This window comes from Vibrio sp. R11-SG3-ISO9, assembly GCF_059834255.1.
The window spans coordinates 282,480-298,051 of record NZ_JCBDGU010000009.1; the positions used below are offsets into that span (position 1 = coordinate 282,480).

The following is a 15,572-nucleotide window of genomic DNA, read 5'->3' on the forward strand; positions in this document are numbered from 1 at the left end:
AGAGAAACAATGAGCCAAGAATTTAATATTGCTGTTTTAGGTGCGACGGGTGCGGTTGGCGAAACCATTATCGAAGTACTAGAAGAGCGTAAATTCCCTGTCGGTGAACTGCACTTACTAGCAAGTGAACGTAGTGAAGGCAAAACCTACCGTTTCAATGGTAAAACGGTAAAAGTGCAGAATGTCGAAGACTTTGATTGGTCTCAAGTACACATCGCATTTTTCTCTGCTGGTGGTGATCTATCTGAGAAGTGGGCTCCGATTGCAGCAGACGAAGGCGTCGTTGTTATCGACAACACCTCTAAGTTCCGTTACGAGTACGATGTTCCTCTGGTTGTTCCTGAAGTGAACCCAGAAGCAATCGCAGAGTTCCGTAACCGTAACATCATTGCAAACCCGAACTGCTCAACTATCCAAATGGTTGTCGCACTAAAACCGATTCACGATGAAGTGGGTCTAGAGCGTATTAACGTTTCTACGTACCAATCGGTTTCTGGTGCAGGTAAGCCGGGTATTGATGAGTTAGCAGGCCAAACAGCGAAGCTGCTGAACGGTATGCCAGCAGAGAACTCAGCGTTCCCTCAACAGATCGCATTTAACTGTATCCCTCAGATTGATGAGTTCACTGAAAATGGCTATACCCGTGAAGAGATGAAGATGGTTTGGGAAACTCAAAAAATCTTCGCTGACTCTTCAATCACAGTAAACCCTACATGTGTTCGCGTGCCAGTATTCTACGGTCACGCTGAATCTCTGCACATTGAAACACGCTCTCCAATCGGTGCTGAGCATGTAGTTCAATTGCTAGAGAACACAGAAGGTGTTGAAGTGTTCCACGGTGCAGAGTTCCCAACTCAGGTTCGTGATGCAGGCGGTAAAGATCATGTAATGGTTGGTCGTATCCGCGGTGATATCAGTCACCACAGTGGCGTTAATATGTGGGTAGTTGCTGACAACGTTCGTAAAGGCGCAGCGACTAACGCAGTGCAAATCGGTGAAGTATTGATTCGCGATTACTTCTAATCGACACCCTCACTGTTTATTGAAGCCTCACTCATTAGTGGGGCTTTTTTAATCAATCAAAAATACATCTTCACAAATTGTGTGAAATTGCTGCGAATATTGTCGTCGCAACACATTTTTTGTTTTCATCCCTATAGTTTTGCTCCTGTTATCCGATATATTTAGTAGATCGTTATTTTTCCGAATTTAAGCACCTAACTGAGCCTTTTATGTTTCAAATTTTCAAGCAGTGGTGGATGCCTTTAGCGTTTGTTATTGCGACTCAGATTTCCGTAGTTCGTGCAGATACTATTCGAGTGGTTGGCCCCGATGGACAGATAAAATCCTCGCCAACATTCTCAGAGCCAGTTCGCGCTCAATCACTCAATCAAGCGAGTGAGCCTTCTCGATTTTATGGACCAACCAATGGCAACGAAACCTTGTGGTCTATTGCGTCTCGACTGCGCCCTGATAACTCAGTTTCAGTGCAACAAACGCTTTTGGCGATCTACCGATTAAACCCTCAGGCTTTTGAAAATCAAAACATCCACAGTTTAGAGCCATCGAGTTACCTGCGTGTGCCATCTTTAGAGCAGGCTCGCGCAAGCTCAACGCAGCAAGCGATCCGAATTATGGACTCGCACCAAGCTAAGCTGAACGCGCCATCTAGCCAGCCAGTCGCTCCTACTAAACCAGAAGTAGTAAAACCTGCGACACCAAAACCTGCTCCAGTCGTAAAACCAGAAACGGTTGAACCTAAGGTAGCGGCTGAGACCAAACCTGCAGCGCCATCAAAGCCGATGATGTCGCCTCAAGAAAATGAAGTGAACCAGCTTGAGAAGCAGCTGGAGATGTCAGAGTCTGAGCTGTTGTCTCTTGAAGAGAAAAACCATCAGCTGCGTCTGATGCTGTCCAATGTTCAGTCTGAAGTAGAAGTACTCAAAACTGAGCTGAGCGATGAAGACCGTATTCGCAATGAAGTAGAAAAACTGCTTGAAGAAGAGCGTCAGAAGAACGCTGAAATGGAAAAAATGGCACCTAGCACCATGGACCAACTGCTGTCTAACGGTTGGCTTGTTGCTGCGTTGGCTATTATTCCGGGTCTTCTAATTGGTCTAATCATTGTTCTACTGCTGGGCAGAAAGTCTAAACAAGACGAGCCTCAACAAGCAGCGCAAGAAACTAATAACTTACCGGAGCAAAACAACGTTGTTCCAATGCCACTCGACGAAGAGATGGCGGACCTTGATACAGAGCTTTCTTTGGACGATGAGTTGTTCGGTGCTGATGAAGACACTGAGAAGCTGTTTGATGATGAAGGCAGCAGTGAGCAGGAAGATGTCTTTGCTGGATTGGACGATGCTGATCTTGACTTCAACCTTGACGGCGAAGATGACGACCCATTTGCTGGTATTGGTGATGACGGCGATCTAGATGGTAGCTTCGAGGATATCGATTTAGACAGCAATGACCTTGATAGCAATAACGGCATTAGTGTTAACGGTGAAGAAAAAGCGCTTGGTCTTGAAGAGATGGAGCGTGCCCTTGACGAAACAGTAGAGAGTGCACTTGATTCTGATGAAGGTGACTTTGACCTTTCAGATGATAACCCAATGTCTGCCGACGATATTGAAGCTCTATTGTCTCAAGATGCCCAAACTGAAGATCTTGGCTCTAATGAGTTGGATCAGTCGATGTTGGACGACCTGTTTGCATCTAGCGATGATGATGACGATAGCTTCGACCTCGATACCTTGATGTCGGAAGACGACAGCTCTACGACGCCGGGTGTGAGTGATGACTTTGACATCGATGCGCTTATTTCAGAACAGCAGCCGTCTGCGGATGAGTCGTCGGCTTCTACTGATACGCCTGACTTAGGTGACGAATTCGATATTGATGCTCTTATCTCAGAGCAACAATCGCCAGCTGAGCCTGCAAGTAACGATGATATTGACGATATTTTCGCTCAAGTTGCGGAGCAGTCGCCAGCGGATACTGAAAACGAGTTTAACCTTGATGAGCAAGAAGACCTGACGTCTCAGTTCTCAAGTGAGCTCGCTTCTGATGATGACATTGAGAATATCCTTTCTCAATTTGATCAGCCTGCGCCTGAAGAGGAAGGATTGATTGGAGACGATCTACTTTCCAACGACCCAGAGCTGGCTTCTAACGAAAGTACTGACTTACTCGATGAACTGCTTGATGGTGACGATGTAGACCTTAGCAATTCAACCGATCTTCTTGATGACATGCTAGGAGATGACGATGAGACTGGCGAACAGGAACATCTAGACCTAGACCCGCTTGCTGAACTTGAAGAGTTGTCGGGTTTATCTGAAGAAAATGAAGATGATTTTAAGTTAGATGAAAGCAGTACAGATCTGCTCGATGACTTCTTAGATGACGATGATACGCCGTTGTCACTTGACGATGATGAGACACTCGATGAGCTTCTGGGTAACGACTTATCTGACTCATCACTGCCAGAACCTGAGACGCAAGAAGAGTCAGAATCTCTCGACCCGTTCGATGATCTGCTAACTAGTGGCATTGATGATCTAGAGCCTGAACAAGACACCCAGCCTGAAGAACCAAGCTTTGAGCAATCACTCTCTTCAGCACTTGAAGAGGCGCCTGAAACTCCAGAAGCGAGCTTAGACGAACTTGATCCATTTGAAACGGCAGAAGCTCTTGAACCGGAAGAAGATTCTGAACCAGAAGTTGCCGCAGAGTTAGAATCTGAAGCGCTAGAAGCGGAAAGCCCTGTTGATGATATTGAAGTAACAGATGAGCCGACAGCTCCGGTTGAGCAAGAAAGCAAAGACTTCAACCGTAACGACTTTATTGATGACATGTTCGACATCGCGCCTCAAGCAGATGCTCTGTTTGATGAACATACTCAACAAGAAGATTCTATTGCGACTGATGATTCGACGCTAGAAGCGACATCAGAGACTCAAGCTACTGATCAAGAAGCTGCTATCGACGAGGATATGCTTGCTTCCCCACAAGTTGAGAGCGTAGAGCAGGATATTGCATCAGCAGTAGAGCCCGAGTTAGAAGAGTTCGATCCTGAGCTAGAAGCATTTGATGAACCAACGCCATCTGCGGATTTGGAAGAAAGCGTAGAAGAACTACTGTCTCAACCAGAGCCGGAAGTTCAGCCGACACTAAATGATCTGGAAGATGTATTAGCCGCAGATTTAGAACAAGAGACATCACAGCAGTTCACAGAAGAGCAATCGGTAGAAGATTCGACAGAGCTTGAGGATGATTGGCTTTCTGCTGCAATCGACGATGTTGAGTCGCCGCAAGAGTTGGAGTCGGATTTTGACTTCGCGCCGAAAATTGAAGCTAGCGAGCCTCAGCTGGATATGGAAGACTCCTTGCCAGAGCCAGAGCCAGAGCCAGAGCCAGAGCCAGAGCCAGAGCCAGAGCCAGAGCCAGAGCCAGAGCCAGAGCCAGTTCGTGCTGCGAATATGCCAGAGATCATTCCAAACGAGTTTGGCGTTCCAGAAGACGACGACTGGTTGTTCGAAGATGATGCGAGTTCCGAGCCTTTAATGGCAGAGCCGCAGGCTGATGAAACGCCAGCTTCTGAAACACCAGCTCAAGAAGAGCCTGAACTCCAAACAGAAGCGCCAATTCAAGAGCCTGTAACTCAAGAAGTGCAAGCTCCAGAGCAAGCAACTAAGGAAGAGTTCTCGTTCGACGATCTAGAGCTGCCTGAGTTTGGTGAAGACGATGCGCTTGATGCTTTTCAAGACGAGCCGCAGCTAGAAACAGAAACGCCAGCTCCAGAGCAAGCTGCTGAGGAAGAGTTCTCGTTCGACGATCTAGAGCTGCCAGAGTTTGGTGAAGACGATGCAGTAGATGCTGTTCAAGATGAGCCGCAGCTAGAGACGGAAACGCCAGAAACAGAAGCGCAAGCTCCAGAGCAAGCTGCTGAGGAAGAGTTTTCGTTCGACGATCTAGAGCTGCCTGAGTTTGACGAAGACGATGCATTAGATGCTGTTCAAGATGAGCCGCAGCTAGAGACGGAAACGCCAGAAACAGAAACGCCAGCCCCAGAGCAAGCTGCTGAAGAAGAGTTCTCGTTCGACGATCTAGAGCTGCCAGAGTTTGACGAAGACGATGCATTAGATGCTGTTCAAGATGAGCCGCAATTAGAGGCAGAAACTTCAGCTCCAGAGCAAGCTGCTGAGGAGGAGTTCTCGTTTGATGATCTCGAACTGCCAGAGTTTGACGAAGATGATGCACTAAATGCTGTTCAAGCTGAGCCGCAACTAGAATCAGAAGCGCCTGTTCAAGAGACAGTCGATCAAGAGTCTTCAGTTCAAGAGCCTTTAGCTCAGGAAGAGTCGGCTCAAGAAGGTTTGACTTCAGAAGTTCCAGCACAAGAACGAGCAGCTGAAGACGAATTCTCGTTCGACGATTTAGAGCTACCAGACTTTGAAGAAGAAGACGCTTTAGCTGAGATTCTAAGTGGTGAAGATGATGCTCAACTCGAGCAGGACCTTACCATTGATGATGGCGCGCTAGAGCTTGAAGAGAGTGAGCTACCAGAATACGACGAAGAGAGTGCAAAAGCAGATGCGGTGTTGGATGACATTGAACTGCAGCAATCTGAGCCAGTTCCTCTTGAGCTGGGTGCGGAGCTTGATGAAAGTAAGCTACCTGAGTATGGAGAAGATGAAGCGCTTAGCGATGCGTTCTCTGAAATTGGTGAGCCACTTAATACATACGGCGCGCAAGCGGAAGAGCAAGATGCACTGCATGACCTTTTCTCTGGAGCGAATAGCTTTGCAAATGATGAGATTACGCCGCATCAGCCTGAAGCAGAACAACCATCATCGCCAGTTACTCAAGATGAACCATTAGAGGGTTTTGACGAGTTCGACGAATCAGCATTAGCTGAGTTGCTGTCTGAGGATGTACAAGATTCGGTTGACTCTATGTTCGACCAGCCAATGGACAACACCGCTATCGACAGTGCAGGTCTTGATATTGATGCAATGTTGGAAGTGGGTGGCGAAGATTGGAAAGGTTTCAGCTTAGAGCCTGAACAGCAATCGAGCCTATCTCATGAAATGCCTGATGACCAGCAAGAGATTTGGGAATCGGCTAAGCATCAACCAGAGCCTCAAATCAAAGAAGAGAACTGGGGTGCGCAAGACCAACTGCTCGAAGCAACGGCTGAAAAAGAGCAACAGTTCATGACTATTGATGAACTGATGGCTCAGGTTGAGCAAGAAGACGGCGAGATGGTGAACCCTGATGAGGAAGAACTCAAGCTAGATGTTGGCCTGAACGAGTTCCCAGATGTAATTGGCGATATCGGTAATTATGATGTCGATAGCAATGCTGAAGCTGCAGGTAAGCTAGACCTCGCTAAGATCTACATTGAGATGAGCGATCCGCAAGGTGCGATTAAGTTGTTAGAAGAGGCCATTGTTGATGGTTCTGATGAAATTCGTCGAGAAGCTAAAAACTTGATTGATACGTTGAACGGACGCTAAGCCAAGAAAATGAGAAGAGAGCCAGATACACGGCTCTCTTTTTTTATCGGTAGTTTTCCGTCAAGCGATTTGGGATACGCTCCTTTTGCGTATATACTTCGAGCCCCATTTTCAAAGAGAACAAAAACATGAAAATTGCTTTAGGTATTGAATATGACGGTACCCACTATTTTGGTTGGCAACGCCAACGTGACGTAAAGAGTGTCCAAGAATCTTTGGAAAAGGCGCTTTCGGTTGTCGCAAACCACCCAGTTGAAGTGCAATGTGCAGGTCGAACAGACGCCGGCGTACATGGTACAGGGCAGGTCGTTCACTTTGAAACCAATGTAAACCGTAAAATGGTGGCATGGACAATGGGTGCTAATGCAAACATGCCCAAAGATATTGCGGTTCGTTGGGCAAAAGAGGTTCCTGAAGATTTTCACGCTCGTTTCTCTGCAACAGCGCGTCGCTACCGCTACGTGATATTCAATCATGCACTTCGCCCGGGAATCTTGAATTCAGGCGTGAGCCACTACCACGGTGAGCTTGATGAAAAGAAAATGCACGAAGCAGGGCAGTACTTACTGGGTGAAAATGATTTCACTTCATTCCGTGCAACGCATTGTCAGTCCCATAGCCCTTGGCGCAATCTTATGCACCTGAACGTTACTCGCCATGGACACTATATTGTCATCGATATTAAAGCCAATGCATTTGTGCATCACATGGTGCGTAATATCACGGGCAGCTTGATTGCTGTCGGTAAAGGTGAGCAAAAGCCGGAATGGATTAAGTGGTTGCTTGAAGCCAAAGATAGAAAGCTAGCTGGTGCTACTGCTAAGGCTGAAGGTCTCTATTTGATTGATGTGGATTATCCCGCACACTTTGAGCTTCCAAGAGAGCCAATCGGCCCGCTGTTTTTACCTGATAATTTGAACTAAATGTGGGACTTAGGTTCAAAAAATATTGCGAAATCGTGCGTAAAATAGCTCATGAAAATAGGTACAACCAGTTTTTTATCTACACTTGCTGTTTTATGTGCTTTAATCTCCTCGCATAATTCCCAAATTTATTTCTTTCGCAATTAGGCGGAAGAATCGAAAGAAAAGGTCTTCCATGAGTTGGCTTGAAAAGATTTTAGAAAAAAGCAACATCGTAACTTCTCGTAAAGCGTCTATCCCTGAGGGTGTTTGGACTAAATGTACTTCTTGTGAGCAGGTTCTTTACCATGCTGAACTAGAGCGTAACCTAGAAGTATGTCCAAAATGTGACCATCACATGCGTATGAAAGCGCGTCGTCGTTTAGAAACTTTCTTAGATGAAGGTGAGCGCGTCGAGCTAGGTTCTGAGTTAGAGCCACAAGATAAGCTAAAATTCAAAGATTCAAAGCGCTATAAAGAGCGTATCTCTTCTGCTCAAAAGGGCAGTGGTGAAACAGACGCACTTGTTGCAATGAAAGGTGAGCTTTTAGGTCTACCTATCGTTGCTTGTGCATTTGAATTCTCATTCATGGGCGGATCAATGGGTTCGGTTGTGGGTGCTCGTTTCGTTCGTGCGGTTGACGCAGCTATCGAGAACAACTGTGGTCTAGTATGTTTCTCTGCTAGTGGCGGTGCTCGTATGCAAGAAGCACTGATGTCTCTTATGCAGATGGCAAAAACCAGTGCAGCTCTAGAGCGTCTTTCTGCGAAAGGTCTTCCATTTATCTCTGTAATGACAGACCCAACAATGGGTGGTGTTTCAGCAAGTCTAGCGATGCTAGGTGACGTGAACATCGGTGAGCCGAAAGCACTTATCGGTTTTGCTGGTCGTCGTGTTATCGAGCAGACTGTACGTGAAGACCTACCTGAAGGTTTCCAACGCAGTGAGTTCCTACTAGAGCATGGTGCTATCGATATGATCGTTGATCGTCGTGATATGCGTCAGCGCGTAGGTAGCCTAATCGCGAAAATGACTAACCAGCCTTCACCATTAGTAGTTTCTGTGAACGATTCACCGAATGAAGCTACTTATGAAGTACCAGAAGCGCCAGAAAAAGGGTAAAGTACCATCTAACAAACCTACTTACATATGGTTATGAGTTAGATGAGTCAACAACCTATTCCTCAAGCCACATCCTCTCTCGAGATGTGGCTTGATTATTTAACAAACATTCACACCAGTGCGATCGACCTCGGATTAGACCGTGTTCAAGCTGTCGCACAGAAATCCAATCTCACCAAACCTGCTAAGCATGTGATCACCGTTGCTGGGACGAACGGCAAAGGCTCAACATGTGCTTTGATGGAAGCGATTCTTCTTGATGCTGGCTACTCAGTTGGCGTATACAGCTCTCCACACCTGATTCGTTACAACGAGCGTGTCCGTATTAATGGCCAAGACCTTTCTGATCAACAACTGGTCGACTCTTTCGATTTCATTGAGAAAGAACGTGGCGAGATTAGCTTAAGCTTTTTCGAGTACGGTACTTTAGCTGCGCTGCGTGCCTTCCAAGTTGAAAACGTTGATGTGGTACTTTTAGAAGTGGGTCTCGGCGGGCGTCTCGATGCGACCAATGTGGTTGACCACGACGTTTCTGTTATTACCAGTTTAGCGGTCGATCATGTTGACTGGCTGGGTGATGATATTAACGTGATTGGTTTTGAGAAAGCCGGTATCTACCGTAGTGGTAAACCCGCAATCTGTGGCCAACCTAAGCCGCCAGCAACCGTCGCTGCACACGCAGACGATATTCGAGCTGAGTTCTACCAAGTTGGCATTCAATACACATATGAAGTGACGGGTGACACTTGGAACTGGCACAGCGGTGCATTCCAGCTAGAACAGCTGCCAATTCCAAGCTTGCCACTACCGAATGCTGCAACCGCATTGATGGCACTTGGCACCTCAGAACTCGACATCAGCGATGTTAATGTTGTAAACGGCCTCAAGAACGCACAACTTCCTGGTCGCATGCAGAAGATCAGTGATAAGCCAACAATCGTTTTAGATGTGGCACATAATCCACATTCGGCTGAATATTTTGTTAAGCAAGTTGGTCAACAGTATGCGGGTAAAACTCTGCATGTGGTGGTGGCTATGCTGCACGACAAAGACATTCCTGCCACGCTAGATGTACTTGCTCCAATTGCTCAACATTGGTACCCAGCTTCACTACAGGGCCCAAGAGCGGCGAAAGCTGCAGAGTTGTGTGAAAGCTTACCAAGTGGAACAACAGAGTACTCATCGCCTGTCGAGGCATTTGAGGCCGCTTTATCTACTGTAAGCGAAGACGAAGTGATTCTTGTTGTGGGCTCATTCCATACGGTGGGTGAAGTGCTGGAGCATTGGCAAACAAAAGGAAACTAAATGGCAAGTAAATTCCAAAGCCGCTTAGTGGGCACCATAATTTTGGTGGCCGTGGGCGTTATTGTTCTTCCGGATGTACTGGATGGCAAAAAGCTTCACTACAAAGAGGAGTTTGCAAGCATTCCAATTAAACCTGAACTTGAAGGTGATGTTGAAGTGTTTGAGGTGCTTGATCCTGTCGAAGACGAAATTGCGCTACCTGATTCTCCAGTGGAAGCGATCGTACGAGAGTCGTCACAGCCAGAAACAGTCACAGCCAGCAAAGAGAACAAAGTCGATGATAATGTCGAGATTGCTATCAAGCCGGTGACTGAAAAGAATGAGTATCAAGATAGCGCGTGGATAATCCAATTAATGGCATTGAAAAATGCAGACAACGCTAAGAACGTTGTGAAGGATCTGCAAAAGCGTGGTTATCAAGCTCATACCAAGCAAGAAAAAACATTTACGCGAGTAATAATTGGCCCAGATATCTCTAAATCCAAACTTGAGCGTCAAATTAAGGAATTAGAAAAAATTACTGGTTCAAAAGGTCAATTGCTCAAATTTAAACCGTTAAATCCATAAGAAAACGTTTGCGTCAGCATTTTTTCTGTTAAAATGCGCGCCAACTTAAGATGAAGAATTCATGAATTGGTTAGATTTTGTCATTTTAGGGGTGATCGGCTTTTCAGCTTTGATCAGTTTAGTTCGTGGTTTTGCTAAGGAAGCATTGTCACTCGTTATTTGGTTTGGTGCGTTTTTTATCGCCAGCCAGTATTACGCCAAATTGGCGGTTTACTTTACAAATATCGAAGATGACATGTTTCGAAATGGCGCCGCGATAGCAGCACTGTTTGTTTCGACTCTGGTTGTCGGCGCGTTAATCAATTACGTGATTGGGCAGCTAGTACAGAAAACGGGCTTGTCTGGTACAGATAGAATCTTGGGTATCGTCTTTGGCGGTTTACGAGGTGTTCTGATTGTGTCAGCTGTGCTGTTTTTTATGGATGCGTTTACTGCATTCCCAAGTTCTGAGTGGTGGAAGAACTCGCAGTTGGTTCCTGAATTCAGTCGAATCATTGCACCGTTCTTCGAGCATTTACAAGCAACATCAAGTTTCTTATCTGGCGCGCTTTAGCGCCAGTTAATGTCGAAAATCGAGGATTAGGACATGTGTGGTATTGTTGGAATCGTGGGTTCAACACCTGTAAACCAGTCAATTTATGACGCTTTAACGGTATTGCAGCATCGTGGCCAAGATGCCGCTGGTATTTGTACCATAGAAAGCAATCGTTTTCGTCTGCGTAAGGCGAACGGTTTAGTTAAAGATGTTTTCGAAGCTAAACACATGCAACGCCTCCAAGGTGATGTTGGTATCGGTCACGTTCGTTACCCAACCGCAGGTAGCTCTAGTGCTTCTGAAGCTCAACCTTTCTACGTAAACTCGCCATTTGGCATTACCCTAGCTCACAACGGCAACCTAACGAACGCAAACGAAGTTCGTGAGAAGCTGTTTGAAAAAGACCGTCGTCACGTAAACACAACATCAGATTCTGAAGTACTGCTAAACGTATTGGCTCACGAGATCGATACTGTGAAAGGTAACGTAACGTCTGATGATGTGTTCCGCGCAGTGGCTAATGTACACCGCACCATTCGTGGCGCTTACGCAGTGACAGCAATGATCATCGGCCACGGTATGATTGCGTTCCGCGATCCAAACGGGATTCGCCCACTGTGTCTTGGTAAGCGTGAAGTTAACGGTCGCACTGAGTACATGGTTGCTTCTGAGTCGGTAGCGCTTGATGCGGTTGGTTTCGACTTTGTGCGCGACGTTGCGCCGGGCGAAGCTATCTACGCTACGTTTGAAGGTGAGTTGTTTACTAAGCAGTGTGCTGACAATCCAAAACTGAACCCTTGTATTTTCGAATTCGTTTACTTTGCACGTCCAGATTCTTTCATCGACAAGATCTCTGTCTACAGTGCACGCGTTGAGATGGGTGAAGCACTAGGTCGCCGTATCAAAGACGAGTACTCAGATCTTGATATTGACGTGGTAATCCCAATCCCTGAAACATCGAATGACATTGCTCTACGCATTGCTCAAGCGATCGATAAGCCATACCGCCAAGGTTTCGTGAAGAACCGTTACGTTGGTCGTACTTTCATCATGCCGGGTCAACAGCAGCGTAAGAAATCTGTTCGTCGTAAACTTAATGCGATTCGCTCTGAGTTTAAAGGCAAGAACGTACTGCTAGTCGATGACTCTATTGTTCGTGGTACAACATCAGAACAGATCATTGAGATGGCTCGAGATTCAGGTGCTAATAAAGTTTACATGGTTTCAGCTGCACCAGAAGTTCGTTTCCCGAATGTTTACGGCATCGATATGCCAAGTGCAAACGAGTTGATTGCGCACGGTCGTGACAATCAAACTATCTGTGACCAAATCGGTGCAGATGCGCTTATCTTCCAAAAACTGGATGATCTGATTGAAGCGGTAGGTCAAGGCAACCAAGACATTACTCAGTTTGATACTTCGGTATTCAACGGTGAGTACGTTACAGGTGACATCGACCAGAAGTACCTAGATTTCCTAGATGCACTGCGTAACGATGATTCAAAGATTCAGCGTGAGATTCAGCAGGATTTAGCAAACCTCGAACTACACAACGAAGGTGCGTAAGCTTCATTCATAGTTTTGTAGGTGAATCTATAGCTTTCCAGCAAACCAAATACTAAAAACCAGAGCACGAGCTCTGGTTTTTTTATGGGGTAAGCAGAAGGTCTTGCTTAGTGAATGTGGTACGCGATCACAAAATCGATAAATAGGCGCACTTTTTCTGGTAGGTGATCTTTGTGATTGTAGAGCATGTAAATGTCTCTCGGGTTAGCACTCCAATCATCTAACACTCGTACTAAACTGCCATCTTCAATGTACTCACGGATCATAACATCTGGCATTAGAGTGATGCCTAAGCCTTCTGAACATGCCTGTCTTACCACGTTTAACGCGTTAGCATTAAAGCGGCCTTTCTCGGTGTTCACAACGCTCTCATCGTTAGAGTTGCTTAGCTGCCATTTAATTAAAGGGTAGCCTTTTAGAAGTGAATGGTTAGCCAGCTCTTCTGCATGGGTAGGGGCTGGATTTTTCGCTAAATAATCAGGACTTGCGACGAGTATGTCCTTAACTTCGCTGATCTTACGAGCAATAAGGCTAGAGTCTCGCTGCGGGCCAACACGGAAAATAACGTCCCATTCGGTCGGGTCGAGTTGGTCAGCTTGGTTGTTCATCATCAGCTCAATGTTGATATCTGGGTATTGGCTCATGAAGTCGCTGAACATCGGCATCATCATACGCTTGGTCAGGTTTGATGGTGCAGAAATACGGATTTTACCTGATGCGCCCTTGCAGACATCAGTCAGTTCTTCGGCAGTCGATGCCAAACGTTGTAGTAATGGTGAGCACTCATTGAAAAAACGCTCGCCAGCCTCTGTCAATGAAAGTTTACGCGCATGTCTGTTGAGAAGTCTCAGGTTTAGAGAATCTTCCAAAGCTTGAATACGTCGTGTGATCGTCGCAACCGGAATCATAGTTTTGCGTGATGTTGCGGTGTAGCTCCCATTTTCGACGACTAATCGAAACAGGTTTAAATCATCTAATTTCATAAATCCAGACACATTTGTTTACAAACTCACTTAATTTATACGTAACACTGAGAACAAAGTTTGCGTCACGTCAACTTGTTGCACTATTTACAAGTATTCCAATCCCTGATGGCAATTACCAGTAAAGTTGGTAAATTTGTGTATTCACCATTTTATTACTAAGTTTGATAAAGAGTTCTTAGAACAGATAACAATAATAAATCGACTTTGTTTTGTGAGGTTAATGAGTATGTATAAAACTCACAGTCAGCCCGTTACGACCTCGGCACAGGAAGCGCTCAACCAAAAATGCATTATGTTGGTTGATGATGACCCCATTTTTCGCCGCATAACGTCAGCATACTTGGATGCTGTCGGTTACCGTGTGGTTGAAGCTGAAAACGGCTTAGACGCACTTCAAAAATTACGCGACGCAGCACCCGACCTTATCGTGTGTGATCTCTCTATGCCGATACTTGATGGTATCGAGCTTGTAGAAGAGTTAAGTCTCGAGTATCCATCACTGCCTATGATTGTGGTTTCCGCAACGGATGAAATGTCAGACGTTGCTAAAGCACTGCGCTTTGGGATTAAGGATTTCTTACCCAAGCCGTTGGAAGATCCAAACCACTTGGGAAGTGCCATAGAAAATACCCTGAAAGACTCCTTTGACAATATGAATAATCAAAGGGATTTTTCGAGCCAATGGTTCAGTGTCGATGACGGCGGTGAGATACCTGAAGACCAAGAGCTGCATTGGCACCTGAATTATCTACAGAATAACCCGAGCGCTGCACGAGATTTGCTGCATGCGTTGTTACCGGATAAAGACACCAGTCAAGGCACTTGGCGCAGCAGCTATCGTCTGTTGCAGTCAACAGAGATGATGCCCTTAGTGTTTGATTATGCTTGGTTGATGAATGGACAGTTTGCATTTTATCTCGTGGATTCTTCATCGTCATCTGAAGGAGGTGCGGCCACCACCTTGTTAGTGCGAGCTCTATTCCACGATTACGTTAGAAATCTACAAAGTTTTAGTGCTGATCTGAAAGATATGGCTGAGATTTTGGAGAAGGGCATTCAATGTTCACAATGTGCGACTCCGGTGAATGCGCTGTTTGGTGTCGCTAACCTAGCTGAGGGGACGATTTCGATTTTGCCAGCGGGATTGGATGGGCAGTGGTCAAACGGCCTTATCAATCAACATATTGCCGCAGGGCAGAGGTTGGGCGACAACTGCAAGAAGAATTTCATTACCGATAGGTTGCCGATAGAGACAGGTTGTCAGCTCTCTTTGAGCCTTTTAGGTTCAGCCAGTTTTAGCCTCGATTTGCATCAAGGCGGCGGAGATTAACCCTACAGTTGCTTGGTATTTGTAGATGTTTTATTAAGGTATAGTTGCAAAATTGTGTGGCTATACCTTTTTTGTTGAGTGTCATTTAACAAAAATTATCTGGGTCTAGCGTTAATTTTGTAAGAAAGAAGTAATCATGGCAGATAATCAAGATTTTAAAGACCCGTTTAATGTATTCTACTTTTTAGGATTTTTATTAACGTTTGCAGCGATTCCGCTACTACCAGCAACCCTAACGCTTTACCGCGTTTTCAATGGTTACGCGACATTTTAAAGACTTCTGGAGGTCACAATTAGCATCAAAGTTCTTAGCCTGAACCTCGCTGGTGGCCTCTGCATCATCCTCGCTTTTCTAGGCATCGTTTTACCTCTACTGCCAACAACACCTTTTTTGCTACTAGCAAGTGCTTGTTTTATGCGTAGTAGCCCGCGTCTGCATCGTTGGATGCATCAACACCCAACACTTGGCCCTCTGCTCACCAACTGGTATGAACATGGTGCGGTAACTAAACGCGTTAAAAGTCGTGGTGTGTTATTTATTCTTCTTAGCTTTTCACTCTCTATCTACTTTGCACCTATTGTATGGGTAAAAGTGTTCTTAATTGTCGTACTTGCTATTCTTCTCACATGGTTTATTCGCCTTCCGACCCATGAGTTAGTTGCTGACAGCAAAGAAAATCACTAACATTAAGCCAGTGTGCCTGCTGACTTATAGCGGGCGTTTATTTTTTCAG

The 15,572-nt window shown here is 45.7% G+C and carries 12 protein-coding genes; 11 read left to right on the forward strand and 1 reads right to left on the reverse strand.

The window, feature by feature from the left end:
- Positions 1 to 9: 9 nt before the first annotated feature.
- The 8 genes from AC6R05_RS03875 (at position 10) to purF (ending at position 12,522) form a co-directional block, all read left to right on the forward strand.
- Positions 10 to 1,023, forward strand: a complete 1,014-nt coding sequence (locus tag AC6R05_RS03875) for an aspartate-semialdehyde dehydrogenase (RefSeq protein WP_032551900.1) — start codon at positions 10 to 12, stop codon at positions 1,021 to 1,023.
- 209 nt (positions 1,024 to 1,232) lie between these two features.
- The gene (locus tag AC6R05_RS03880; RefSeq protein ID WP_500646623.1) at positions 1,233 to 6,524 is read left to right on the forward strand and encodes a FimV/HubP family polar landmark protein; all 5,292 of its coding nucleotides are present in this window, start codon (positions 1,233 to 1,235) and stop codon (positions 6,522 to 6,524) included.
- Positions 6,525 to 6,652: 128 nt separating this feature from the next.
- Entirely contained in the window at positions 6,653 to 7,447 is a 795-nt protein-coding gene (truA, locus tag AC6R05_RS03885) for a tRNA pseudouridine(38-40) synthase TruA (RefSeq protein ID WP_434761898.1), read from the forward strand.
- A gap of 175 nt (positions 7,448 to 7,622) precedes the next feature.
- Positions 7,623 to 8,549: an acetyl-CoA carboxylase, carboxyltransferase subunit beta gene (accD, locus tag AC6R05_RS03890; protein WP_032551903.1), complete on the forward strand. Its 927-nt coding sequence runs from the start codon at positions 7,623 to 7,625 to the stop codon at positions 8,547 to 8,549.
- Positions 8,550 to 8,591: 42 nt separating this feature from the next.
- On the forward strand, positions 8,592 to 9,854 hold the full coding sequence (gene folC, locus AC6R05_RS03895; RefSeq protein ID WP_150893851.1) for a bifunctional tetrahydrofolate synthase/dihydrofolate synthase: 1,263 nt from the start codon (positions 8,592 to 8,594) through the stop codon (positions 9,852 to 9,854).
- Entirely contained in the window at positions 9,855 to 10,421 is a 567-nt protein-coding gene (locus AC6R05_RS03900) for an SPOR domain-containing protein (protein WP_500646624.1), read from the forward strand.
- Between the two features lie 61 nt (positions 10,422 to 10,482).
- Positions 10,483 to 10,974: a CvpA family protein gene (locus tag AC6R05_RS03905; RefSeq protein WP_032551906.1), complete on the forward strand. Its 492-nt coding sequence runs from the start codon at positions 10,483 to 10,485 to the stop codon at positions 10,972 to 10,974.
- Positions 10,975 to 11,007: 33 nt separating this feature from the next.
- Positions 11,008 to 12,522, forward strand: coding sequence for an amidophosphoribosyltransferase (gene purF / locus AC6R05_RS03910; RefSeq protein ID WP_032551907.1), 1,515 nt, complete (start codon positions 11,008 to 11,010; stop codon positions 12,520 to 12,522).
- A 107-nt stretch (positions 12,523 to 12,629) separates the two neighbouring features.
- Here purF and AC6R05_RS03915 read toward each other — a convergent pair whose 3' ends face one another.
- Positions 12,630 to 13,505: a LysR family transcriptional regulator gene (locus tag AC6R05_RS03915; protein WP_150893855.1), complete on the reverse strand. Its 876-nt coding sequence runs from the start codon at positions 13,503 to 13,505 to the stop codon at positions 12,630 to 12,632.
- Positions 13,506 to 13,734: 229 nt separating this feature from the next.
- Between AC6R05_RS03915 and AC6R05_RS03920 the strand changes: the two genes are divergently transcribed.
- The 3 genes from AC6R05_RS03920 to AC6R05_RS03930 all read left to right on the forward strand — a co-directional run bounded on the left by AC6R05_RS03920 (position 13,735) and on the right by AC6R05_RS03930 (position 15,523).
- Complete coding sequence (locus tag AC6R05_RS03920; RefSeq protein WP_032551909.1) at positions 13,735 to 14,838, forward strand: response regulator; 1,104 nt, start codon at positions 13,735 to 13,737, stop codon at positions 14,836 to 14,838.
- A gap of 136 nt (positions 14,839 to 14,974) precedes the next feature.
- Complete coding sequence (locus AC6R05_RS03925) at positions 14,975 to 15,112, forward strand: hypothetical protein (RefSeq protein WP_032551910.1); 138 nt, start codon at positions 14,975 to 14,977, stop codon at positions 15,110 to 15,112.
- 6 nt (positions 15,113 to 15,118) lie between these two features.
- Complete coding sequence (locus AC6R05_RS03930) at positions 15,119 to 15,523, forward strand: YbaN family protein (RefSeq protein ID WP_050487439.1); 405 nt, start codon at positions 15,119 to 15,121, stop codon at positions 15,521 to 15,523.
- The last annotated feature ends 49 nt before the right edge of the window (positions 15,524 to 15,572 follow it).